At 65.7% G+C, this 24,053-nt stretch carries 23 protein-coding genes; 12 read left to right on the forward strand and 11 right to left on the reverse strand.

Annotated elements, in window-relative coordinates:
• The 3 genes from WFK36_RS06830 to WFK36_RS06840 form a co-directional block, all read right to left on the reverse strand.
• Positions 1 to 1,470: a class I adenylate-forming enzyme family protein gene (locus tag WFK36_RS06830; RefSeq protein WP_336790819.1), complete on the reverse strand. Its 1,470-nt coding sequence runs from the start codon at positions 1,468 to 1,470 to the stop codon at positions 1 to 3.
• Positions 1,471 to 1,594: 124 nt separating this feature from the next.
• The gene (locus WFK36_RS06835) at positions 1,595 to 2,539 is read right to left on the reverse strand and encodes a LysR substrate-binding domain-containing protein (RefSeq protein WP_336790821.1); all 945 of its coding nucleotides are present in this window, start codon (positions 2,537 to 2,539) and stop codon (positions 1,595 to 1,597) included.
• Between the two features lie 4 nt (positions 2,540 to 2,543).
• A complete protein-coding gene (locus tag WFK36_RS06840) occupies positions 2,544 to 3,410 on the reverse strand; it encodes an alpha/beta hydrolase (RefSeq protein WP_336790823.1) in 867 nt (288 codons plus the stop codon).
• Between the two features lie 176 nt (positions 3,411 to 3,586).
• Here WFK36_RS06840 and WFK36_RS06845 point away from each other — a divergent pair, with 176 nt between their 5' ends.
• The 6 genes from WFK36_RS06845 to WFK36_RS06870 all read left to right on the forward strand — a co-directional run bounded on the left by WFK36_RS06845 (position 3,587) and on the right by WFK36_RS06870 (position 9,371).
• Positions 3,587 to 5,062, forward strand: a complete 1,476-nt coding sequence (locus WFK36_RS06845; RefSeq protein WP_336790824.1) for a 2-hydroxymuconic semialdehyde dehydrogenase — start codon at positions 3,587 to 3,589, stop codon at positions 5,060 to 5,062.
• Between the two features lie 29 nt (positions 5,063 to 5,091).
• Complete coding sequence (locus tag WFK36_RS06850; RefSeq protein ID WP_336790995.1) at positions 5,092 to 5,880, forward strand: 2-keto-4-pentenoate hydratase; 789 nt, start codon at positions 5,092 to 5,094, stop codon at positions 5,878 to 5,880.
• Positions 5,877 to 6,311, forward strand: coding sequence for a RidA family protein (locus WFK36_RS06855; RefSeq protein WP_336790826.1), 435 nt, complete (start codon positions 5,877 to 5,879; stop codon positions 6,309 to 6,311). Before WFK36_RS06850 ends, WFK36_RS06855 begins: the two co-directional genes overlap by 4 nt.
• 32 nt (positions 6,312 to 6,343) lie before the next feature.
• The gene (locus tag WFK36_RS06860; protein ID WP_336790828.1) at positions 6,344 to 6,865 is read left to right on the forward strand and encodes a 3-hydroxyanthranilate 3,4-dioxygenase; all 522 of its coding nucleotides are present in this window, start codon (positions 6,344 to 6,346) and stop codon (positions 6,863 to 6,865) included.
• 1 nt (position 6,866) lies between these two features.
• Entirely contained in the window at positions 6,867 to 7,868 is a 1,002-nt protein-coding gene (locus WFK36_RS06865) for an amidohydrolase family protein (protein ID WP_336790830.1), read from the forward strand.
• 171 nt (positions 7,869 to 8,039) lie between these two features.
• On the forward strand, positions 8,040 to 9,371 hold the full coding sequence (locus WFK36_RS06870) for an MFS transporter (protein WP_419717465.1): 1,332 nt from the start codon (positions 8,040 to 8,042) through the stop codon (positions 9,369 to 9,371).
• Between the two features lie 87 nt (positions 9,372 to 9,458).
• On the opposite strand, the gene WFK36_RS06875 is transcribed toward WFK36_RS06870, so the two are convergent.
• Complete coding sequence (locus WFK36_RS06875) at positions 9,459 to 10,184, reverse strand: IclR family transcriptional regulator (RefSeq protein WP_052005425.1); 726 nt, start codon at positions 10,182 to 10,184, stop codon at positions 9,459 to 9,461.
• A gap of 120 nt (positions 10,185 to 10,304) precedes the next feature.
• On the opposite strand from WFK36_RS06875, the gene WFK36_RS06880 reads away from it, so the two are divergent.
• The 3 genes from WFK36_RS06880 to dmpG are packed head-to-tail and all read left to right on the forward strand — an operon-like array spanning position 10,305 to position 13,094.
• Positions 10,305 to 11,120: a 2-keto-4-pentenoate hydratase gene (locus WFK36_RS06880; RefSeq protein ID WP_008380004.1), complete on the forward strand. Its 816-nt coding sequence runs from the start codon at positions 10,305 to 10,307 to the stop codon at positions 11,118 to 11,120.
• Positions 11,113 to 12,072, forward strand: a complete 960-nt coding sequence (locus tag WFK36_RS06885; protein ID WP_008380002.1) for an acetaldehyde dehydrogenase (acetylating) — start codon at positions 11,113 to 11,115, stop codon at positions 12,070 to 12,072. The genes WFK36_RS06880 and WFK36_RS06885 overlap by 8 nt, the downstream gene beginning before the upstream one ends.
• Positions 12,069 to 13,094: a 4-hydroxy-2-oxovalerate aldolase gene (gene dmpG, locus WFK36_RS06890; RefSeq protein ID WP_336790833.1), complete on the forward strand. Its 1,026-nt coding sequence runs from the start codon at positions 12,069 to 12,071 to the stop codon at positions 13,092 to 13,094. Before WFK36_RS06885 ends, dmpG begins: the two co-directional genes overlap by 4 nt.
• 45 nt (positions 13,095 to 13,139) lie before the next feature.
• Here dmpG and coaE read toward each other — a convergent pair whose 3' ends face one another.
• Positions 13,140 to 14,045: a dephospho-CoA kinase gene (coaE, locus tag WFK36_RS06895; RefSeq protein WP_336790835.1), complete on the reverse strand. Its 906-nt coding sequence runs from the start codon at positions 14,043 to 14,045 to the stop codon at positions 13,140 to 13,142.
• Between coaE and WFK36_RS06900 the strand changes: the two genes are divergently transcribed.
• Complete coding sequence (locus tag WFK36_RS06900; protein WP_336790837.1) at positions 13,990 to 15,552, forward strand: hypothetical protein; 1,563 nt, start codon at positions 13,990 to 13,992, stop codon at positions 15,550 to 15,552. The genes coaE and WFK36_RS06900 overlap by 56 nt on opposite strands.
• 52 nt (positions 15,553 to 15,604) lie before the next feature.
• On the opposite strand, the gene WFK36_RS06905 is transcribed toward WFK36_RS06900, so the two are convergent.
• Both WFK36_RS06905 and WFK36_RS06910 read right to left on the reverse strand, forming a co-directional pair.
• Positions 15,605 to 16,144: a hypothetical protein gene (locus WFK36_RS06905; RefSeq protein WP_336790839.1), complete on the reverse strand. Its 540-nt coding sequence runs from the start codon at positions 16,142 to 16,144 to the stop codon at positions 15,605 to 15,607.
• Entirely contained in the window at positions 16,141 to 17,808 is a 1,668-nt protein-coding gene (locus WFK36_RS06910; RefSeq protein WP_336791002.1) for a DEAD/DEAH box helicase, read from the reverse strand. Before WFK36_RS06910 ends, WFK36_RS06905 begins: the two co-directional genes overlap by 4 nt.
• A 205-nt stretch (positions 17,809 to 18,013) precedes the next feature.
• Here WFK36_RS06910 and WFK36_RS06915 point away from each other — a divergent pair, with 205 nt between their 5' ends.
• Entirely contained in the window at positions 18,014 to 18,763 is a 750-nt protein-coding gene (locus WFK36_RS06915; RefSeq protein WP_336790840.1) for a TetR/AcrR family transcriptional regulator, read from the forward strand.
• A gap of 57 nt (positions 18,764 to 18,820) precedes the next feature.
• Here WFK36_RS06915 and WFK36_RS06920 read toward each other — a convergent pair whose 3' ends face one another.
• From WFK36_RS06920 to WFK36_RS06935, 4 genes are all read right to left on the reverse strand, one after another.
• A complete protein-coding gene (locus WFK36_RS06920; RefSeq protein ID WP_336790842.1) occupies positions 18,821 to 19,663 on the reverse strand; it encodes an LppU/SCO3897 family protein in 843 nt (280 codons plus the stop codon).
• A gap of 115 nt (positions 19,664 to 19,778) precedes the next feature.
• Complete coding sequence (locus tag WFK36_RS06925) at positions 19,779 to 20,738, reverse strand: LppU/SCO3897 family protein (RefSeq protein ID WP_336790844.1); 960 nt, start codon at positions 20,736 to 20,738, stop codon at positions 19,779 to 19,781.
• On the reverse strand, positions 20,735 to 21,274 hold the full coding sequence (locus tag WFK36_RS06930; RefSeq protein ID WP_336791004.1) for a ribonuclease FAU-1 family protein: 540 nt from the start codon (positions 21,272 to 21,274) through the stop codon (positions 20,735 to 20,737). The genes WFK36_RS06925 and WFK36_RS06930 overlap by 4 nt, the downstream gene beginning before the upstream one ends.
• Before the next feature lie 21 nt (positions 21,275 to 21,295).
• Entirely contained in the window at positions 21,296 to 21,766 is a 471-nt protein-coding gene (locus tag WFK36_RS06935) for a QcrA and Rieske domain-containing protein (protein WP_336790846.1), read from the reverse strand.
• A gap of 121 nt (positions 21,767 to 21,887) precedes the next feature.
• Here WFK36_RS06935 and uvrB point away from each other — a divergent pair, with 121 nt between their 5' ends.
• A complete protein-coding gene (gene uvrB, locus WFK36_RS06940) occupies positions 21,888 to 24,041 on the forward strand; it encodes an excinuclease ABC subunit UvrB (protein WP_008379978.1) in 2,154 nt (717 codons plus the stop codon).
• Positions 24,042 to 24,053: the final 12 nt, after the last annotated feature.

Raw genomic sequence — 24,053 nt, forward strand, 5'->3', positions numbered from 1 at the left:
TCAGGCGTCGACGGCAGTGCGGGTCTGCTGCCGGAGCGACGGTTTGTCGACCTTTCCCACAGGGTTGCGGGGGAGGGCGTCGACGATGTGGATCTCGGTGGGGCGCTTGGCCTTCGTGAGGACGGCGCGTAGATGCTCGGCGAGCTCGTCGCTGTCGAGCAGGGCATTCGGGTACGTGACGACGAAGGCGACGGGCACTTCGCCGAGGACTGAGTCGGGGCCTCCGACCACGGCGCTCTCGAGCACGCTCGGGTGAGTGGCGATCGCCGCCTCGATCTCCTTGGGGTACACGTTCTCGCCGCCGCGGATGATCATGTCCTTGATGCGGTCGACGATGGACAGGTAGCCGTCGGTGTCGAGCACCCCGATGTCGCCGGTGTGCAGGCGCCCGTTCACGATCGTGGCGGCCGTGGCGTCGGGCCGCTCGAGGTAGGCACGCATCACATTGGGTCCGGAGATCACGACTTCTCCGCGTTCGCCCGTCGGCACCACGTCGCCCTGCGGGTCGACGACCTCGACGACCTGACCGTGCAGGGCGACTCCGACGGTTCCGAGTTTGCGCACGCCGAAACGGGGATTGCAGGTGGCGACACACGTGCTCTCGGTCAGTCCGTAGCCTTCGACGATGGTCACGCCGAGTTTCGATTCGGAGGCGTCGAGCAGTTCCTTCGAGATCGGGGCTGCGCCGCAGATCGCGAAGTGGAGACTGCTGACGTCGGCGTCGTCGATGTCGGGCGACGACGTCAGCAGGGCATAGATGGTCGGCACCGCCGAGAAGTAGGTGGGGCGGAGGGTGGCGACGTCGGTGAAAAAGCGGCGGACGGAGAACGATCCGGTGATGCTGAGCTGCCCGCCGACAAGCATCATCGGCAGAAAGCTGGCGTACAGGGCGTTCGAGTGGAACAGCGGGAGGATCAGCAGGGCGTGGTCGTCCGCGTCGAGGCGGAGATGGTCGGAGATCGCCGTGGCCATGTACAACGCGTTCGCGTGGGTCTGCTCGACGCCCTTCGGTGACCCGGTAGACCCTGACGTGTAGATGATCAGCGCGACGTCGGTGGGTGCGGGTTCGCTCGGTGCGATCCACGTCCGATCGGGAGTGATGTTCAGGTCGTCCGGATCGAGTTCGACCCGTCCCGTCGCCGGGCCGCCCGGGGTTCGTCCGACGACAACTCGCACGCCGGCGTCGTCGAGCTGATACTCGGCTTCGGTTGCGGTGAAGTTCGGGTTCACAGGGGTCGCCGTCGCACCGAGGCGCCATGCGGCCATGAGCGCGACCACGAGGTCGACGCGATTGGGAAGGAACGTGCCGACGACGTCGCCCCGTGTCACCCCGATCTTCTGGAGATGCTGTGCCGCGGCATCCACGCGGTCGGCGAACTGCCGGTATGACAACTCGGTGTGGTCGTCGCGGACGCAGGGGCGCTCGCCGCGGTCGGCGAGGTTCCATGCGAAGTATCCGTTGGTGGTCAAGGGAGCAAGTCCTTTCATTGCTGTGACCACTGACACTATGGATGGAGGATGTGACTTGATACGGCCTGCGAGGCCAGAGTTTTCGGGCGCGTTTGTGCTCGCGGCACAACCGCCTCGGGGCAGGTCAGACCTCGGCTGCGCTCTCGCCGGAGAGCCGCTGCTCGGCCACGTGGCGGAGGCTGTCGAACAGGGTTCGGCCCGCGGGGCTGAGCGCCCGATGCGCCACGACGGTGAGGCCGACGCTGTGGCCCACGCTCGGCAGATCCACCGGGAGGCGGACGAGGTGAGAATCGGCCCGGCCGATGAGGCTGGGGAGCACCGCGATCGTCCGGGTTCGTCGGAGCAGTTCCCGGACGGTCAGGAAGCTGGTCGCCTCGACGCGGTCTTCGGGCAGCGGCACACCCGTCCGGGCGAAAGCCTCCTCGAGTTCGTGTCGGAGCGCTGTCTCGGTACCGGGGAGGATCCACGGAAGGTTCGACAACTCGGCGAGCGATAGGCGGTCGGTGTGAGCGAGCGGATGCCCGGCGCCTGCGAACACCTCGACATTCTCTTCGTACAGCGGGATCCGGGTGAGGGTCGACGTGCTCGGCGCCGTGAGCCTGCCGACGATCATGTCGATCCGGCCGGCTTCGAGTTCACTCGACAGTGCCTCCGGCGAGCCTTCTCGGACGATCACGGTGAGGAGGGGGCGGTCTGCTTTGAGGTCGGCGATCGCCTGCGGCAGCAGGACATTGGAGCCGGCGAGGTGCGTTCCGACGGACACCGTCCCCCGATCGGCGTCGGCCAACTCCACGACGTGTCGGCCCGCCTGGTTCAACTGCGCGAGGATCGCTCGTGCGTGTTCAGTGAAGGCGACGCCGAAGATCGTCGGCGTCACGCCGCGTGGTCCGCGCTCGAAGAGCTCCACACCGAGCACGGTCTCGATGTCGCGCAGACTGCGGGTTGCGACCGGCTGAGTGATGTGAAGTTCGGCGGCTGCTCCGACGACACTTCGTTGTCTGCTGAGCGCGTCGATCAACACGAGGTGCCGGATCTTGAGCCGGCCGTCGAGGAGTTTCGGGACGTCCATCTGATCAGCTCTCCGTTCGAACGTCGGTGGATTCGATGAGGGCTGCGAGTGAAGCGGACAGTGAACTCGTCGGATCGGCGAGGTCGAGGAACACATCGAAGTGATCACGATCAGGGACGGTCATCGACCGGCATGTCAGGGACGGGGACCAGAGTGAGTGGAGGTCGTCGCTCTGGGCGGAGAATCCGGCGGCTTCGTTCGCGGCGCGTGCGACGACAACGGTCGAGTCTCGGCTCGGCGGCGGTGCGAGGGCGGGGCTCACCTCCGAAGCGGTGTCTTCGGTGAGGTGCAACCAGGCGTTGGCGGGCGCGTCTACGAGTGGGCGGAGATCGTAGAGCCCGCTGATCAGAAGGCCTTCGGTGGCGGTGCGCCCGTCGAGGCCGGCGTCGTGCGCCCATCGTCCGCCGACCATCGTCATCGCGGCGAGGTGCGCGCCGGCTGAGCTTCCGCCGACGACCACCCGTTCGGTGTTGATACCGAGATCATGACCTCGAAGGCGGACGAACGCGTATGCGGCGCGAACCTGCCGGACGATCTCCGGCAGCGTGGTGGCCGGGGCCAGAGCGTAGTCGATTGCGACGGTGGCGATCCCGCGTTCGGCGAGGAGGGCGGCCATGAAAGCGGTGTGCTGTCGGGAAAGTGCCCGCCAGTATCCGCCGTGCACGACGAAGAACGTCGGGCGTGGGGTGTCTCCGACGCCCCACACGTCGAGGCGCTGACCGCTGGGCTGGTCGTAGACCACGTCGGTGTACCCGGGCAGGTCGGCAGTGGCGCGCGCGGATTGTTCGAGATAGTCGGCCATGATGCGGCCGAAGCGGTCCGGGGTGACAGTGGCCTGCGCGTCGTACGCGTGAGCGGTCTGGTTCGGCACAGCTGGGTCCTCTCTGGGTGGCGTCCGCCAGGTTCCGTCAGGTCGGCTATTCGTGTCCAATGCCGATCATGTCCGTGGGTATGCCCTCTTTGGTATGCCAAGGTATGCGCAAAAGGGTATGACGTTCACGCGATTAGGCATTTGTTCAGCATGGCGACATGGATCACAGTAGGTGCATGACCGATGACGCATCACAGTGGATCCGCAACTATGTGGACGGTTCCTTCGTCGATCCCGGCTGGGGACTGTCGTTCGATGCCGTGGATCCCTCGACCGGGCACGTGTACGCCCGTGTTCACGAAGCCGACCGCGACCTGGTCGACCGCGCCGTGACCTCGGCCCGACGGGCCCTCGACGACGGATGGGCCGATCGACCCGTCGCCGACCGCGTCGGGATTCTCCGCCGCGCCGCAGACTTGATCGAGGAACGGTTCGACGAGTTCATCGCGGCCGAGCTCGCCGACACCGGGAAGCCGATCACCCAAGCACGGTCGCTCGACGTCGCACGTGCACCCGCGAACTTCCGTGCGTTCGCCGACATGGTCGCCGCAGCGGGAGAGCAGTCGTTCACCACGGAGACTGCAGACGGTGGAAGGGCGCTCAACTACACGGTCCGGAAACCTCTCGGCGTGGTCGCCGTGATCGTGCCGTGGAACCTTCCGCTCCTCCTGCTGACGTGGAAGGTCGCACCCGCATTGGCGTGCGGCAATGCGGTAGTGGTGAAACCGAGTGAGGACACGCCGGGCAGCGCGTCGTTGCTCGCCGAAGTCCTCGAACAGGCGGGCTTGCCACGCGGTGTGTACAACGTGGTCCACGGGTTCGGCGCCGGCTCGGCAGGCGAGTTCCTCACGTCGCACCCGAAGATCGACGGCGTCACGTTCACCGGTTCGTCGGCGACCGGATCGCACGTCATGAAGACCGTGGCACCGCGGGTTCGGCCGGTCTCGTTGGAACTCGGCGGAAAGAACGCGGCGATCGTCTTCGACGACGTCGACGTCGACGAGGCGGTGAACGGTCTGAGCCGGTCGATATTCACCAACACCGGACAGGTGTGCCTCTGCACCGAGCGGGTCTACATCCAGAAGAACGTCTTCGACGATGTCGTCGCGGGTCTGGTGGACGCAGCGAACGCGTTGACCCTCGGTGTCCCGACCGACCCCGGAACCACGACCGGCCCACTGATCTCGGCGAAGCACCGAGACAAGGTGCAGGCCTGCCTCGACCTTGCGGTCTCGGAGGGGGCCGACGTGCTGGTCGGCGGCGGAGCGCCCACGCTCGGAACGGAACTCGATGGCGGATTCTGGATGCAGCCGACCTTGTGGACCGGCCTGACCAACGTCGACCGGACGATGCGCGAGGAGATCTTCGGTCCCGTCGCGGGCCTTGTTCCCTTCGACACCGAGGACGAGGCGATCGCTCTCGCGAACGACACCGAGTACGGACTCGCGTCCGCCGTGTGGACGAACGACCTGCGGCGTGGGCACCGGGTTGCAGGCCGGATGAACGTGGGTCTGTCGTGGGTCAACACCTGGTACCTGCGCGACCTGCGGTCGCCGTTCGGCGGTGTCGGGCTGTCCGGGATCGGGCGAGAAGGCGGCGAATCGTCGCTGCACTTCTACACCGAGCCGACGAACGTGTGCGTGCGCCTGTGAGCACCACGACCATCAACAAGGAGACCCGAATGAATGATCAGGTGGCCGCACTCGCAGAGCGGCTCGACGACGCACAGATCAGCCGGACCGAGACGACGAGCATCGAGGCCGACCGCGAGCGGTGGCCGGACTTCGACGTGGCTCTCGCCTATCGCGTGCAGAACGAGGTGATCGCGCGACGAGAGGCCCGCGGCGAGAAGGTGGTCGGCGTGAAGCTCGGCTTCACCAGCAAGGCCAAGATGGCCCAGATGGGAGTGTCCGACGTCATCGTCGGACGCCTCACCGATGCCATGGCGATCGACGACGGCGGGGTCGCCGACCTCGGCCGATTCATCCACCCGAAGGTAGAGCCGGAAGTCGCCTACCGGATCGCCCGCGACGTGGACCTCGACGACCCCGACGTCGACATACGCGATCACGTCGATGCCGTCGCTGCGGCCGTCGAGGTGATCGACTCCCGATACCTCGACTTCGTCTTCACCTACGCGGACGTCGTCGCCGACAACACGTCGGCATCAGGATTCGCCGTCGGTGAGTGGATTCCGCTGCGCGAGGCCGCCGACTGCGCCGTCACGATGACGGTCGGGGATCACGTTGTGTCCGGCTCGACAGCGGCGATCCTCGACGATCCGGCGAACGCGCTGACTGCGCTGCTCGACATGTGTCGCCGCCACCGCATCCCGCTGCGCGCGGGCCACATCGTGCTGGCCGGCGCGGCCACCGCGGCCACCGAGCTCACCGCGACATCGGTGACGTGTCTGGTCGACGGAGTCGGCTCAGTCGGATTCACCGCACAGGTGTCGGAGGTGACCGCATGAGTGACACGACGACGTCGACCGGCGGAGTCCTCGCCGGCCGCGCAAAGCCTCGCGGACGATTCCCGCACGTGAAGGTCGTGGGCGACCTCGTCTTCGTCTCTGGCACCAGTTCGCGGCGGCCCGACAACACGTTCGTCGGTGTCGAAGTCGACGAGATGGGGACCACCGACCTCAGCATCGAGAAGCAGACCCGGGCCGTCATCGAGAACATCCGCGACATCCTCGGCGAGGTGGGCGCGGGTCTCGACGACGTCTGCCAACTCACCACCTACCTCGTGTCGATGAACGACTTCGGGGTCTACAACCGGGTGTACGGCGAGTACTTCGACGAGAACGGCCCGACGCGGACGACCGTCGCCGTCCACCAGTTGCCGCACCCGCATCTGCTCATCGAGATCCAAGCGATCGCCCACCGCCCTACCCGGGCGTGACCGGCCACCACCCACCAACAGGAGATCCGAACATGACGAGCATTCCTCCGGTCATCAACTTCCACGGCTGGATTCGCGACAACCAGCACTTGCTCAAGCCACCGGTGAACAATCAGATGATGGCGTTGGGAGACGACTTCATCGTCCAGGTGGTCGGCGGCCCCAACGAACGCTACGACTATCACTTCGAGCCGTACGAAGAATGGTTTTACCAGGTGAAGGGCGATATGCACGTCAACCTGATGACCGACGACGGACCCGTGCGCGTGGACATCCGTGAGGGTGAGACGTGGCTGATGCCCGCGAACATCGCGCATTCGCCGCAGCGACCCGACCCGGAGTCGATCGGAGTCGTCATCGAACGGGTGCGGCACGAGGGGACGCTGGAGAACTTCCGGTGGTACTGCCTGGAATGTGACGCGCTGGTTCATGAGGTCCGCCTGCAGGTGAGGGACCTCGTGAAGGACATGCCCCCGGTGTTCGCCGCGTTCCACGACGATCTCGGCGCACGGACGTGCGGTCAGTGCGGCACCCTCCACCCCGGGAAGGGCTGAGATGCCGGGCACCATCGACGTCCACACTCACTACGTTCCTCATGGGTGGCCCGACGTCAGTGACGTCGCCGGCCCGGACGCGCCGTGGCTGCGCGTTGAGTCCGAACGTGAAGCGATGATGATGACCGGCGGAACCGAGTTCCGGCGCATCCAGTCCGACGCCTGGGACCCCGACGTCCGCCTGGCCGACATGGACGCAGACGGGGTTCAGACGCAGGTCGTCTCGCCGACCCCGGTGTTCTTCAACTACGCGCGCACCGGAGCGCAGGCGGCGAAGATCGCGACGATCTTCAACGACCTCGCCCTCGACATCACCGGGCCCGCGGGGGACCGGATGATCCCGTTCTGCCAGGTGCCACTGCAGGATCCCGACCTCGCCTGCAAGGAACTCGACCGGTGCCTGGACAACGGCCACCGCGGCGTCGAGATCGGCAATCACGTCGGCGACCGCGACCTCGACGATGCGGGCGTCGTCGAGTTTCTGCAGCACTGCGCATCCCGCGACGTGCCGGTGTTCGTGCATCCCTGGGACATGACCGGATCGCCCAGGCTGGACCGGTGGATGGCCAAGTGGTTGGTCGGAATGCCCGCCGAATCGCATCTCTCGATCCTCGCGATGATCCTCGGCGGCGTCTTCGATCAAGTCGACGACCGGCTCAAGATCGGGTTCGCCCACGGTGGTGGATCCTTCGCGTTCTGGCTCGGCCGCATGGAGAACGCGTGGCACCGCCGCAACGACGTCATCGGAACGTCGGAGTTCCCGCCGTCGCACTATCTCGGACGGTTCTACGTCGACTCGGTGGTGTTCGACGAGCGTGCGCTGCGTCTGCTCGTGGACACGATCGGTTCCGAGCGCGTGATGGTCGGGAGCGACTACCCGTACCCGTTGGGGGAGCGGCCCGTCGGCGAGGTGGTCGTCAAGAGCGAGTTCCTGGAGCCCGCGACACGCGATCTCATTCTGCGCGGGAACGCTGAACGGTTCCTCGGCCTGCCGGCGTCGTGACCTGCCCCGATCTGTCCTCACGCCCATGCTCACGCGGGCATGGCGGCAGCAATAAAGAGCATTTGTGTGACATGAAGCACTGACATTGGCTTGACAAGAGGCGAGTCGCCGACCGGATCGCCTTCTGACAACGATTTGCCCCCTCCCGAGCAGTTCCAGAAAGGCTCCCCGATGACTCAGAAACCCTCGTCGCCTCAGGCGGTGACAGACATGCAGAAGCGGCGCCGAGTCGGATCGGCGATGCTCGTCGGCACCACACTCGAGTGGTACGACTTCTTCCTCTACGGCACTGCCGCGGCGCTGATCTTCAACAAGCAGTTCTTTCCGTCGCTCAGTCCCACCGCGGGCACGCTCGCCGCATTCAGCACCTTCGCTGTCGGCTTCGTCGCACGCCCGATCGGCGGCCTCGTCTTCGGGCACTTCGGCGACCGGATCGGCCGTCGCAACACGCTGATCGTGTCGCTGCTGATGATGGGCATCGCGTCGACACTCATCGGCGTCGTCCCGAACTATGCGTCGATCGGAGTGTGGGCGCCGGTACTGCTCGTGCTTCTCCGCGTGGTGCAGGGCATTGGCCTCGGCGGCGAAGGCGCCGGTGCGACGCTCATGTCGATGGAGCACGCTCCCGCCGACAAACGGAACCTGTATGCGGGCTTCCCGCAGATGGGCACCCCCGCGGGCCTCGTTCTCGCCAATGTGGTGTTCCTGTCCACGAATGCGCTGATGCCGTCCGATGCGTTCGACTCCTGGGGATGGCGGATCCCGTTCCTGCTCAGCGGTCTGCTGGTTGTCGTCGGATTGGCGATCCGCCTCCACGTCGAGGAGTCGCCGACGTTCGAATCCGTTGTCAGCCACCGCGCGGTGGAACGCTTCCCGTTGCGTGAAGCAGTCCGTGTCGGCGTCGGACGCATGGCGCTCACCGTCGGTCTCATGGTCGCGAACTCGGCCGCCGCCTACGTATTCATGGTCTTCACTCTGTCGTACGGCACCAAACATCTCGACTACAACCGCACGTTCCTGATCGCATGCGTCTCGGTGGCGGCGGTCATCTGGTTCGCGACGATCCCGTACTGGACCGGTGTCGCCGACCGAAGCGGTCGCAGGACGATGTTCATCGGCGGATCGATCGCGCTGCTCGTATGGTGTGTGGCGTTCCTCCCGCTGCTCGACACCGGCAGCAACGCCGTCGCGGCGATCGCGTTCCTCGGCATGGGTCTCATCGTCCCGGTGACCCACAGTGTTCAGGGGGCCATCATCGCCGATCTGTTCCCTGCGTCGGTCCGCTACTCCGGCACGTCGCTCGTCCTCCAGGTCGGCGCGATCCTCGGCGGCGGACTGGCGCCGATCATCTCGTCCGCTCTGGTGGGCGAGTCCGGCGGCTCGGCCGGCGTGACCGTGTATCTCGCCATCGTCTGTGCGCTCAGCCTGGTGTGTGCCGCATTCCTGTTCCGGACTCCGACTGCCACTCCGGCCGAACCGGCGGAGGCTCCGACCGCCGTCTGACCAACGACGCGGGAAGCCGCAGAAGTCACGGAGTGGTCGTGGACGAACACGGCCACTGCGTGACTTCTGTGGCTTTTCGCTGTGTTTCTAACCCTGCAGGGCGCGGCGACGGTGCAGGGTGGATGCGATTCCGCCGGCAGCGGCCCGGACCGCGTCGGCGTGGGGTTCCGGGCGGTAGCGGCTGAGCGGACCGGTCACGCTGATCGCCGCCACCACGTCGTTCGTCCCGACGTCCAGAATCGGCGCGGCGACGCACGCGATGCCTCGGGTCGACTCCTCGAACTCGTAGGCGACGCCCGTCTCGCGGGCCGCGTCCAGCTGGGCGGCCAGCAGACCGGGCGCCACGATCGTCCGCGGCGACAGCCGTGCCAACGGACCACTCAGCACGTCGTGACGCAGCGTCGGATCGGCGTGCGCCAGCAGTGCTTTGCCGATGCCCGTGCAATGCAGGGGCATTCGTCCTCCGGTGCGCGACGGGGCGCTCGCTTGCCGATGCCCGCCGATCTTCGCCACATAAACCACTTCGTGGCCGTCGAGCACGCCGAGGTGCACTGTCTCCCTTGTCCGTTGGTACAGGTCTTGCAGGAAGGGCATCGCGATCTCCAGCAAGCCGCGCTCCACCGACGCGCGCATCCCGAGCTCGAACAGTCCTCCGGACAGGCGGTAGCCGTTCTCCGTGCGGTCGAGAAGGCGTGCGGCCACCAGTTCACCCGCGAGCCGATGGGCGGTCGCCTTGTGCAGACCGGAGCGGCGGACGATCTCGGCGAGTGTCAGATCGTGGTCGTCGACGGTGAACGAATGCAGAATCAGCATCACCTTGCCGATGACGGTCTGGGCTTGATCTGCGCTGGTCACATGGCGATTGTAGCCCTGCGTCTCACTCAGCGAGACGGAACCCTTGGCGTCGTCGGGGAACCGGGTGACGATCGTCTCATGACATCTTCTGTTGATCGCGATGTCGCCGAAGACCAGGCGGCACAGCGACTCCTCACCGCATTGCAGACCCGCACCGCATGCACACCGGTCCGCGATCTCATCGGGCCCACTGACCTGCCTGCCGCCTACCGTGTCCAGGAACGACTCACCGCCGGGCGCGTGGCCGGCGGCGCGCAGATCGTCGGCCGCAAGATCGGCCTCACCTCTGCCGCAGTGCAGGAGCAGATGGGCGTCGACCAGCCCGACTTCGGCGTCCTCTTCGACGACATGGCGTACACCGGCGACGAAGTGGTTCCGATGGACCGCCTGCTCCAGCCGAAGGCCGAGGCCGAAGTGGCGTTCGTCCTGAAGAAGGACCTCGCCGACGGCCCACTCGACATCGAGCAGATCCGCGACGCCGTCGACTACGGTGTGGCAGCTCTCGAAGTGTGTGACAGCCGCATCGACGGCTGGGACATCGCCTTCGCCGACACCGTCGCCGACAATGCGTCGTCAGGCGTCTACGTGCTCGGAAGTGACCGCAAGACGCTCGACGAGTTCGCGCCCGTCGAGGTCGGCATGCGGATGCTCATCAACGGCGAGGAGGTCTCCACCGGAAACGGTGCGGCCTGCCTCGGTGATCCCCTCAACGCTGTCGCATGGCTCGCCAAGGCCGCCCGCGACTTCGGCGAGCCTCTTCGCGCAGGTCAGGTCATCCTGTCTGGCGCACTCGGTCCCATGCGGCCGATCGAATCCGGCGACGAGGTGACCGTTGAGATCACCGGTCTCGGCACGGTCGTCGCGAAGTTCAGTGAAGGAAACGCACATGAGTAAGAAGACCAAGGTCGCCATCATCGGCTCGGGCAACATCGGCACCGACCTGATGATCAAGGTGATCCGCACTGCCAAGCACCTCGAGATGGGCGCGATGGTCGGCATCGACGCCGAGTCCGACGGTCTCGCGCGCGCCGCTCGGATGGGTGTCCCGACCACCCACGAAGGTGTCGAAGGCCTCGTCAAGATGCCGAACTTCGACGAGATCGAGATCGTGTTCGACGCGACGTCGGCCAAGGCCCACGAGTACAACGCGTCGATTCTCGCCCCGCTCGGCAAGCGCCTCGTCGACCTCACGCCCGCGGCCATCGGTCCGTACGTGGTGCCCGCGGTGAACATCGATGAGCACTTGGACGCGCAGAACGTCAACATGGTCACGTGCGGCGGGCAGGCGACGATCCCGATCGTCGCGGCCGTCTCTCGCGTCGCGCCCGTCGCCTACGCCGAGATCGTCGCCTCCATCGCATCGAAGTCGGCCGGCCCCGGCACCCGCGCGAACATCGACGAGTTCACCGAGACCACGTCGAACGCGATCAAGTCGGTCGGCGGCGCCGTCAACGGCAAGGCGATCATCATCATGAACCCGGCCGAACCGCCGCTGATCATGCGCGACACCGTCTACGCCCTCGTCGACGCGCCCGACCTCGACACCCAGGACCAGATCCGCAACTCCGTGGAGAAGATGGTCGCCGACGTGTCGGCGTACGTCCCCGGCTACCGCCTGAAGCAGAAGGTGCAGATCAACCCGATCGCCGAGACGTCGCCCGTCGGCACCCTGATGGCAGAGGAGCCCGAGTCGGCTCCCACCCACCAGGTGTCGGTGTTCCTCGAAGTGGAGGGCGCCGCTCACTACCTCCCGGCCTACGCCGGAAACCTCGACATCATGACCTCGGCCGGCCTTCAGTACGCCGAGCGGATCGCAGCACTCAAGGCCGAGGAGGCCAGCGCATGACCAAGATCTTCGTTCAGGACGTCACCCTGCGTGACGGTATGCACGCACTCCGCCACCAGATCAGCACCGACGACGTGAAGCGCATCGTGAGCGCTCTCGACGAGGCGGGCGTCGACGCCATCGAGGTGGCTCACGGAGACGGCCTCGCCGGCGGCTCGGTCAACTACGGTCCCGGTTCGAACACCGACTGGGAGTGGATCGAAGCGGCCGCGAGCGTTCTCAAGAACGCTCGTCTGACCACGCTGCTGCTCCCCGGTGTCGGCACTGTCGAGCACCTTGAGAAGGCCTGGGACCTGGGCGTTCGTTCGGTCCGCATCGCCACGCACTGCACCGAAGCGGATGTCTCCGCGCAGCACATCGCCGCAGCCCGCGAGATCGGCATGGACGTGTCGGGCTTCCTGATGCTGTCGCACATGTCGGAGCCGGAGAAGTTGGCGCAGCAGGCCAAGCTGATGGAGTCGTACGGCGCGCACTGCGTCTACATCACCGACTCGGGAGGCCGCCTCACCATGAACGACGTCGTCGCCCGTGTGAAGGCATACCGTGACGTGCTGAACCCGGAGACGGAGATCGGCATCCACGCGCATGAGAACCTCTCGCTGTCGGTCGCGAACTCCGTCGTCGCCGTCGAGAACGGCGTGTACCGCGTCGACGCGTCGCTCGCCGGGCACGGTGCAGGTGCAGGCAACTGCCCGATCGAGCCCTTCGTCGCAGTGGCGAACCTGTCGGGCTTCGAGCACGGCTGCGACCTCAACAAGCTCGAGGACGCTGCCGACGACATCGTCCGTCCGCTGCAGGATCGTCCGGTCCGCGTGGACCGCGAGACCCTCACGCTCGGCTACGCCGGTGTGTACTCGTCGTTCCTGCGCCACGCCGAGGCAGCCGCGCAGCGCTACGGGCTCGACGTCCGCGACATCCTCACCGTGTGCGGCGAGCGCCGTCTCGTCGGCGGCCAGGAGGACATGATCGTCGACATCGCCCTCACCCTGGTCGAGGAGCGCGAAGAAGCTCAGGCTTCGTAAGTTTGTGATCTCGCGTGTAGATCGTTACCCGAATCGGGTAACGATCTACACGCGTATCGTCACCCGGGCGAAACGAGCCGGGTCGGCGCTCACGTGAACGCCCGGCGCGGTCTGCGGGAACCCGCCGGCGGCGAGGGCGTCGGCGACGTCGCCCGTGGCGGTGACCTCGATGTCGATGACCGGAGCGGCTGCGGTGCCGGGTGTCGCCGTCGCCCCGACGTGTGCGACTGCCGTCGCGTTCGCGCCGACGAGCGCCCACACTCTGTTCACCAGTCGTGCTCCGAGCACTGCCCACTCGGGGTCGTAGTCCTGGACATCGGTCGGCAGTTCTACGGCGCGACGAGCGGACACGTTGTCGCGCAGTGGAATCAGTCGGTTGTTCCACACGTCGAGTGCCTGCGCGGCGAGCGCGTCGGGGGCGCCGGAGTTGTCGAGCCAGATGTCGGCGACCGCGCGGCGCTGATCGTCGGTGGCCTGTGCGGCGATGCGGGCGCGTGCGTCGTCGGCGTCCATGCCGCGCAGTGTGGTGAGTCGTTCGAAGCGCAGGTCGGCGTCGGCGTGCACCACTGCGACGACGTGGTAGAACGGCGCCATGTGGCCTTCGACCAGCAGCGGGACGTCGTGCAGGATCACCGCGTCCTCCGGGGCCGCGTCGGTCAGCTCCTGCGTTCGGGCGCCGATCAGTGGGTGAGTGATCCCGTTCAGCGTCTTCCGACTCTGGTCGTCGACGAACGCGCGGGCCGCGAGCGCAGGCCGGTTCAACGCGCCGTCGGCGTCCAATATCTCCGGCCCGAACGCCTCGACGAGCTGAGCCAGGCCGGGGGTGCCTGGCTCGACCACTTCACGGGCGATCCGGTCCGCGTCGACGTGATACGCACCCTGATCGATCAACGTCTTGGCCACCGTCGATTTGCCGGCACCGATTCCGCCTGTCAGTCCCACTCTGATCACGCCTGCCAGTGTGTCAGATCCGTTCGTGAGAACTCAGACAGTAGCCCGTTCAGCTGATTGGATGGGGGACATGTCGGTGAGACCGCGTTTGCCCATTGTGATCGTTGCGCTGATGGTGACGATGGTTGCCGTCGTCGGGGTGGTGCTGTGGCCGAGGGGACATGCCGAAACGGCGGACCACGTGGGGGCGGTGGCGCTCGAAACCATGGAAACGGTACCGAGCCAGGTGTGGAAGCGTTCGGCCCAGGATCTTTTCGGTCCTGATGCCGCCGCTGACAACTTGGAGGTCGTGGCGGATGGTCACGGGGTACTAGTCGTATCCGGGCGCGTGTCGACGCCCCGACCAGGCACTGCACTGATCGCTGTTGATGCGGAGTCCGGCGAACCTATGTGGGATGAACCGAGAATCGGCGAGTCCTGGAACTGCGCGATCGGTGCCGGCGGGGTGTTGGCCTGTGCGGACAATGCTCGTGTCGACGGCCTGGTCGCTACTCGTGTCGACTTTTTCGACTTGCAGACTGGCGTCGTGAGTGAATCTCAGACCATCCGGTATCCCGGCTGGCCATCGATCACTGCTGTTGAGGACGGCTTCGTAGTTCTTGTGGAGGGAACGGCGAATATCGGTTTGCTGTCTGAGATCGACCCTGACGCAGAGCTTCTCGCGACGGCCAGCTTCGCGAGCGAACTCCCCGATCAGCAGGGCCGAATGGTCGGCTATTCATCGACGGGAACCGAACGCTGGGCAATTGATCCGCCGATGAACCACCTCCGTCTTCAGCAGTCGGCCGGAACGGACATGGTGGCACTCGAGGATCGCAAAGGGGCCGGATTCTCGATCTATCGGGCAGACACCAGGGAACGAGTGCACACCTCGTCACGAAGTGGTGATCTATACCTGCTCTACGAGGGTGGATTCGTGATCGGGTCAGGGCGGTACACGCTCAGCTCGACAGTCGCCTTTCACGACAGCGCGGGGCGATACCAGGGAGGGCTGAAGGGCTGGCAGTTGGCGTCGTACAGAAACTGGCCGTCCGCAACGGTCGACCGCAAGCGCGTACCGGTGCTGCTGGCGAAACGTCCTGCATTCGGCGTCGTGTCGGCCGGCACGCACGCCGTGAAATGGACTGTGCCGGGGATCGCGGACGATGTCACCCTGGTAGACGAGAACCACTACCTTCTGAGTACTGGCGACGTGTATGCAGCGAATGGCGGGTACACCAAATCCTGGACAATCGTCGATGCGGATTCGGGTGAGCGCAGCCGAGCGGTCTCCACCGGGTTCGGAAAGACAGCGGTCGGATTCGATGGTGAACGGCTCGTGCTCGCCGGAGACGGCAATGCCGACCACTCGCCGAACGTGCCGCATCTGACGGCGTACGACATGCGAACCGGAGAAGCAGTGTGGGACTCAGAGCCGGTCGACTCGAAAGCGATCTGGAGGCAGTTCGGGCGACGCCTATTTCTCCTCCAATCTGCCGGGAATGCATTCCTCGCCCACTACAAGTGACTGTGCCGTTGATCGTGACCACTATGTGGTGACGATCAACGGCACTAAGCGATCAGCCGTAGAAGGTGGCGGGGTCGAGGGCGGAGAGTGGAGTCCAGCGCGGAACCGCCTCCGACTCCGGGGGTGCGTCGACGGAGTCGTGGAATCCCCTCAGTTGCAACGCGATCCGCGGATCCTCGTCCACTCGTCTGACGGTGTCGTACAGCAGTGTCAGGACGTGAATGCACCTTGCGGTCCGTGCTTTGCACGAGCAGTCGACGACCGCGAGTTCGGGCGTGCCCGCAATCGTGTCGTGTGCCTGTTCGGTGAGTGCAGCCGCTGTCGGAGCCGATCCGACGACGGCTGCCAACGTTTCTGCGGCGGCACGGTCCATCGGTGCGAACTCCAGGTAGGCGACCGACGCGGAACCTCCGCGGGCGATGGTTCCGCGTACGTGCCTGCCGTCGACGACGACGCCGCTGACGGAGTTCCGCGCCAGACTGCGCGCGCGGGGGAGCATCGGCTCCGGTTTGGTGATGCTGGTCGGCTCCACCACACGGAGGAAGTCCCGACCCCAGACGGTATAGCCGTACTCGGCGTTGACGTTGGTCATGCGGTCTCCTCTCGGTTGCGACGCAGCACTTCGATCAGCTTCTCGTCGGACAGTTCGGTCAACACCGCCAGCGCGCCCGCGTCGGCGTCGAGGTCGAGGGCCGACTTGCGGTCGTGCATGGCCGCGATGTGTTCTTCGACCGTGCCGGCCGTCGTGAGTGTGGTGACGGTGACGACGCGCTCCTGACCGATCCGGTGGACGCGGTCGGTCGCTTGGGCTTCAACGGCGGGATTCCACCAGCGGTCGAAGTGGATGACGTCGGCCGCGCGAGTGAGTGTCAGGCCGGTACCCGCAGCTTTCAAGCTTGCGACGAGCACCCCGCAGCCGCGTCCGGCCTGATAGTCGTCGACGATCCGATCGCGTTCGGCACGCGACAGGCCTCCGTGGAGAAACGGAACCCTCACGTCGAGAACTGCGCCGAAATGAGCGGCCAAGAGTTCGCCGGTCTCGCGGTACTGCGTGAACACAACTGTGGGCGAGTCGTTCTCGAGGTTGGTGACGACGATGTCGGTCGCGACGTCGAGCTTGCCGGAGCGACCGTCGACGTCGCCGGGGCGGCCCGCACCCGCGAGCATAGGGTGGTTGCAGACCTGCTTCAACTTGGTGAGGGCAGCGAGAATCGCTCCGCGTCGACCGATGCCGTCGCCGAAGCCGTCGTCCGAGGCCTGATCGAGGATCGCGTCGTACAGCCTGGCCTGCTCGCTCGACAGGTCGCATTCGATGTCCGTGTGGATCTTCGGTCCGAGGCTCGCTGCGACATCCGACTTGGTCCGCCGCATGACGCGACCGGAGATCGCGTCATGCATCCGCAGTTTCGCCTCCGACGATCCGGCTTGAATGGGCGCGGCATACCGTCGCCGAAACAACGCCCGGTTGCCGAATTCACTGGGGGCGACCAGGTTCAACAGCGACCAGAGCTCCTCGAGGCTGTTCTCGACGGGTGTGCCCGTGAGCGCGATCGTCGCATCGGCTCGCAGGCGTCGCGCCGCCTTCGACACCTGGGTACGCGAGTTCTTCAACGCTTGCGCTTCGTCGAAGACCACCCGCGACCATTCGACCGCAGCCAATGCTTCGGTGTGCCGACGAAGAGTCGGGTAGCCGGTGACGACGACTGTCGGGACATCCCCGCCGAGCTCCGGCAGGTCACCGCCTCGATAGTCGACGGCGTGGAGCGCGTCGGGTGCCCATCGCGCGATCTCGCGGAGCCAATTGGTGACCAGCCCAGTCGGACCGACGACCAGAGCCGGCCCCGACGCCGAGAGCGCGAGGTGCCCGATCGACTGGAGAGTCTTGCCCAGGCCCATCTCGTCGGCGAGGATGCCGCCGCCGTCCGCGCACACCTCGTCCAGCCACGAGATCCCGCGGACCTGGTACGGCCGCAGGTCTGCGGTCAGGCGGTCGGCGAGACCGGCCTCGACCTCAATGGTGGCGCTGAACGTCTGACGGGCGTACTCCGCGGAGACGACGGCGTCGCCGACCGCGTTGAGAACCGCATGCGCCGAGGCCGGCAACACGACGTCCGCCGGGGGATCCGAACGAAGCGCATGCCATGCCCGAACCGATGCGGTGGCATCGTCCGGCAGGTCGGCCACGTCGACGATCCGATACGCGAGCGCGGTCGGAACCAACTGCTTCTCACGGCCGTAGCCGACCGGGATCGGCATTCGGAGCGCGGGCTCGTCGGGAGCGGATCGTTCGCCGGTCCACAGCGCGAACACGTGGCGATCAGTCAAGTAAGTGGCGTTCGGATGAGTCGTCGAAGCAGGCAGTGGTCTTCCTTCGGGTCGGCCGAGCAGATACCGTATGCTGTACGGAATTAACACCGTACGCCTTACGGTGTTTGCGTGCAAGATCGCTGGAGGGAGCCCCGTGGCCGATCACGACAACAACGTCCGACGCACCGTCGACCTGCTGTGGCGACGTGACGCGACAGCCGCCAGGTCTGGCCCGGGGCGGCGCACGAACGTAGACGATGTGGTGCGAGCGGCAATCGAACTCGCTGACTCCGATGGGCTTGCGCTCGTGTCGATGCGTTCGCTGGCAGCGCGTGTCGGCCTCAAGCCCATGAGCCTGTACACGTACGTGCCGAACCGTGACGTGCTCGTCGCGCTGATGGTCGACACCGTCGCATTCGAGGCCGCCGACCTCGACAAGGGGCTCGACGTGACCGAATGCATGCGACTGATCGCCGACCAGTACCGCGATGAACTGCTGCGACACCCGTGGCTCGGCGACGTTCCGGCGTGGCGACCAGTTCCGGGCCCAGGATCGTCCCGGCGCTATGAACAACAACTCGCCGCTCTCACACGCGCTTACGGCGACTCCGCCGTCGATGACGTGACCCTCGACGCCGTCATCGCCTCCCTGCGATCCTTCGCGACCGGCAACGCGCGGATGCGAATCGACCAAGTGGCCGAGCACGCGGCGTCCGGTCTCGACGACGAGCAGTGGTGGCAGATCGCCGGACCGGCACTGGCCGACGCCATGCCCGCCGGGGCTTACCCGATCTCATCGCGCGTCGGAACGACCGTCGGACAACTCTTCTCCGGGCCGGGCAACGCCGATCACGCCTACGAGTTCGGTCTCACCGCACTCATCGCCGGACTGGTCCGGACATGACAGAACCGCCCCGACCAACTGTCGTCGGGGCGGTTCTGACCAGGTGATGCTGTCGAACTACTTCCAGGTGTAGTCGCCCAGGATCTCGCGGCAGATCGTCATCTGACGTGCCGGGTCGGCCTGGATGTTGAACGTGTCGCTACGCTGCGTGTCCGAATCAGTGCAATTCGGGACGGAACCGGTCTCGCTGCGTTCGGTGATCTTGAAGTTCGTCGTCGACATGGTCGACTCCTCAGAGCACGCCACAGTCTTCAGTTCGATCCCGATAGAGAAGCTCGACTGGGTGTAGCACGTGCCGACCTGGTAGTTCGGGACCAGGCACAAGACCTTGTCGCTGGCGCCGTTGCCGTACTCGGTGACGGAGAACTCGTAGTTTGCGCTCTCGCAAGCGTCACTGTTGTCCAGCTTGGCCCCGACGATGAACGACGGCTCGGTCGTGCTGCAGTCGATCGCCTTGGTCGTGACCGAGGTCGAGCCCTCTACCGTGATGCACGAGCCGATGGGGCTCGATTCGACGGTCGTGCCGCTGTCCTTGTCGCCGAACACCTGCGTTGCGATGGCGATGATCGCGATCACGGCGATGATAGGACCGACGAACTTGAGGATGCGCACAAGTGGATTCGGGCGCGGGGCCTGCGGTGCGCCCCCTGCGTAGTCGGTGCCTCCGGCGACCGGAGCATACCCGCCCGGCTGTCCCAGTTGAGGCTGGCCCGGCTCGGTGCCGTAGGGCTGCTGCCCCGGCTGTGGCTGACCGGGCTGGGCGCCGTACGGCTGTGCGGGCTGAGGCGGCTGCTGGCCGTAAACCGGCTGGCCGGGCTGCTGGGGGGCCGGCTGGCCCTGGGCGCCGAAAGGGTTTCCGGGGGCGGGCTGGCCGGGCTGGCCGGGAGGAGGCGTCGTCATGGTTGGCGGACTTTCCTGTGAGACAGATGAGAGATTCAGTCAGAAGTGTGACATACGTTCGGTCGACACCGCGCGCCGAGTCCGCCTGACTCTCGGTCTGCCTTCGTGAATCGGCTCACTTCCACACGTAGTCGCCGAGGATCTCGCGGCAGATGCTCATCGTCTGCGAAGGCGACGTGCGAATGGTGAACGTGTCGATCCGTTGTTTGTCCGAGTCGGAGCAATTGGGAACCGAGCTCGACTCCGACCGCTCGGTGATCTTGAAGTTCGTGGTGTTCGTCGTCGAATCCTGGCTGCACGACACCGTCTCGAGGGAGATGCCGACCGAGAACTGGGACTGCGTGTAGCACGTCCCCACCTGGTAATTCGGGACCAGGCACAGGACGTTGTTGCTTGCGCCCGTGCCGTACTCAGTGACCGAGAACGGGTACTTCGCGGCGTCGCACCCGCTGCTGGTGGAGAGTTTCGCCGCAACGATGAACGTCGGACGGCTGGAACTGCAACTAGCGGACTGGGTGGTGACCGACGTGGATCCGCGGACCGTGATGCACGAGCCGACCGGGCTCGAATCGACAGTCGTCCCGTCCTCGGTCGTCGAAGTGGGAAGGGTGAACGGAGCGCTCGACGACGACGAGGCCGCCACATCGGTGGATTCCTTGTCGTCTCCACCGAAGATCAGAAACGCCAGGCCGCCGACGGCGATGACCGCCATGACCGCGACTACCGCGATGACGATGCGCGTGGAGCCGTTGTTCGGTGCCGGAGACTGCTGAAACGGAGGCTGGCCGTACGGGCTCTGGCCGTAGTGCTGTTGTCCGTACTGGGGTTGCCCGTATGGGGCCTGGCCTGTGGGCGGCTGACTGAACGGATTCTGACCGTAGGCGGGCGTTTGACCGTACGCCTGCTGCGGTCCCTGCGAACCGGGGGCTTGCGGAGGCGTCGGCTGCCCGTACTGCGCTTGTCCGTATTGGGGTTGCCCGAAGGCCGGTTGACCGATCTGAGTCTGGTCGTAGTTCCCCGGCTGCTGCGGATTCGGCTGCTGAGGGTAGGGCCCTCCGTGAGGCGGCGTCGTCATATGCCCGAGTCTGGCATGCCTGCTTGCGGTCGATCGAGCCAGGTGAGGCGTTCGCCGACCTGCGCGTCCAGCCACGTCTGCACACCGTGGACGGCCGCGGAGCCGGTCATCGTTCGCATCGCGATGAGAATCGCCGCTTCACACTGCGATGTCGTGAGGTGACCGGCCGCGTGCGCGTCGAACAGCTCGTCGACGTCGACGAGCTCAAGCGGCGCGTCGGCGGAGTCGACGAGATCTAGGTACCAATCGACCGAATGCCAGCGTCCGGCGTCGTCGGGGCCGCTGAACTCGCCGATGTCGAGGTACAGGCGTTGTCTCGACCGATACCCGCCGGTGAAGTGAAAGATGTTCGCTCGCAGTCCGAGGGCAGGCAGCAGCCACAGTTCGAGGTGATCGAACCTCGGGTGGTCGGCGGTCCTCGACATGTACAGCCCGTACGGCGTCTCGCGATACACCTCGACGGGGCGAACGAAGCCCTTGTTGTCAGTGTTCGTCATGGCGGGCACGTCGAACACCTCCCGCTTGGGCGGGTGCATCTCATGGGCCGTCACGAGAGATCACGCTTTCACGATGTCTGTCCCGTCGACCTTCACCGGCACGGCGGTCAGTCCCGTCGTCGCCGGGCCTTTGACCAGGGATCCGTCGAGTGTGAACTCGCTTCCGTGGCACGGGCAGTCGAGTGCGGAGCCCTTAGGCGCGACAGCGCAGCCCATGTGCGGGCACTTGGTCGAGAACGCGGCGAACGTCCCGGCGCTCGCTTGCGTCACGACGACGTCGCCGACGACTTTCGCGCCGCCGACCGGCACGTCGGTCGTCGACGCGAGGACGTCGGCCCCCGCGCTGCTGTCGGCACCGGTGTCGGCGGCCTGAGTAGACGTGTCGGTCGAGGTCGACGAGTCGTCGCTACCGCACGCCGTGATCCCCACGCCGATCGCGGCGACGGCGATCGGCGCTGCGGCGAGCACGGTTCGGCGAGACACCCCGTGACGCGGGGTCGATTCGGGCGCGGTAGTGGTCGGGTCGGTCATCGTGGCTCCCTGGCTGGTGGAACTGTGATCGCCACCCATTGGACCAGCCGAACCTGGCAGCCGTCACAGGAACGAAGTGGACCGAAACGAAAATGTCAGAGGTGATGTCTACGCTGGACGCATGGCATTCGCAGCAGAGCGGCCGATCGTCGCGCACTCGGAGTTCCGGCCGGTCGGCGACATCGAGCGGTCGGGAGCCGACTTCGTCGTCGTCAGCGAGTACGAGCCCGCAGGCGATCAGCCCGCCGCCATCGCCGACCTCGAGCAGCGTCTCACGTCAGGGGAGAAGGACATCGTTCTGCTCGGCGCCACCGGCACGGGAAAATCGGCGACTACTGCGTGGCTGATCGAGCGAGTGCAGCGCCCGACGCTTGTCATGGCGCCGAACAAGACCCTCGCCGCGCAGCTCGCCAACGAACTCCGCGACATGCTTCCCAACAACGCCGTCGAGTACTTCGTCTCGTACTACGACTACTACCAACCCGAGGCGTACATCGCGCAGACCGACACCTACATCGAGAAGGACAGCTCGATCAACGACGACGTCGAACGCCTTCGCCACTCGGCGACGTCGAGTCTGCTGTCGAGGCGCGACGTTGTGGTGGTCGCGTCGGTGTCGTGCATCTACGGTCTGGGTACTCCGCAGTCGTATCTCGACCGGTCCGTCGAGCTCGAGGTGGGGCAGACGATCGATCGAGACGCTCTGCTCAGGCTTCTCGTCGATGTGCAGTACACCCGGAACGACATGTCGTTCACGCGCGGCGGCTTCCGCGTGCGCGGCGACACCGTCGAAATCATCCCGTCGTACGAGGAACTCGCGATCCGCATCGAGTTCTTCGGCGACGAGGTCGAGTCGCTCTACTACCTTCATCCGCTCACCGGTGACGTCGTCCGACAGGTCGACTCGCTGCGCATCTTCCCGGCCACCCACTATGTGGCCGGGCCGGAGCGCATGGAGAAGGCCATGGCGAGCATCGAGAAGGAACTCGAAGAACGGCTCGCCGACCTCGAGGCCAAGGGCAAGCTCCTCGAAGCCCAGCGTCTGCGCATGCGCACGTCGTACGACCTGGAGATGATGCGGCAGGTCGGCTTCTGCTCCGGCATCGAGAACTACTCGCGGCACATCGACGGGCGTGGTCCGGGCACTGCGCCCGCCACCCTGATCGACTATTTTCCGGACGACTTCCTTCTGGTGATCGATGAGTCGCACGTGACGGTGCCGCAGATCGGGGCGATGTACGAAGGCGACATGTCGCGTAAGCGGAACCTCGTCGAGTTCGGCTTCCGGCTCCCGTCTGCGGTCGACAACCGCCCGCTCACCTGGGACGAGTTCGTCGACCGCATCGGACAGACCGTGTACCTGTCGGCGACACCGGGGCCGTACGAGCTGGGCCAGTCCGGCGGGCAGTTCGTGGAACAGGTGATCCGACCGACAGGACTCCTCGACCCCGAGATCGTGGTGAAGCCGACGAAGGGGCAGATTGACGATCTGGTTCACGAGATCCGTGAGCGCACGGCCCGAGACGAACGTGTGCTCGTCACGACTCTGACCAAGAAGATGTCCGAGGACCTCACCGACTACCTTCTGGAGCTCGGAATCCGGGTCCGTTATCTGCACTCCGAAGTCGACACGCTGCGTCGTGTGGAACTTCTGCGGCAGCTGCGCAGCGGCGAGTACGACGTCCTCGTCGGAATCAACCTGCTTCGTGAGGGTCTCGACCTCCCCGAAGTGTCGCTCGTCGCGATCCTCGACGCCGACAAGGAGGGCTTCCTGCGCTCCACGACCTCGCTGATCCAGACCATCGGACGTGCTGCGCGAAACGTGTCAGGGCAGGTCCACATGTACGCGGACAAGATCACCGACTCGATGCAGAACGCCATCGAAGAGACCGATCGTCGCCGCGCAAAGCAGATCGCCTACAACAACGAGAAGGGCGTCGATCCTCAGCCGCTTCGGAAGAAGATCGCCGACATCCTCGACACGGTGTACGCAGAAGCGGAGGACACCGTGGACATCGGCGGGTCGGGACGGAACGCGAGCCGTGGTCGCCGTGCTCAGGGCGAGGTGTCGAAGTCGGTCAGCGCTGGAGTCTACGAACAGCGTGACACGTCCTCGATGCCGCGGGCCGAACTCGCGGATCTGGTGCACGAACTCACCGACCAGATGATGAATGCGGCACGCGATCTGCAGTTCGAACTCGCAGGCCGACTCCGCGACGAGATCGCCGACTTGAAGAAGGAACTGCGCGGAATGGACGCCGCAGGCATTAAGTGACGTATCTTGCAC

The organism is Gordonia malaquae, from assembly GCF_037148075.1.
GTDB lineage: Bacteria > Actinomycetota > Actinomycetes > Mycobacteriales > Mycobacteriaceae > Gordonia > Gordonia malaquae.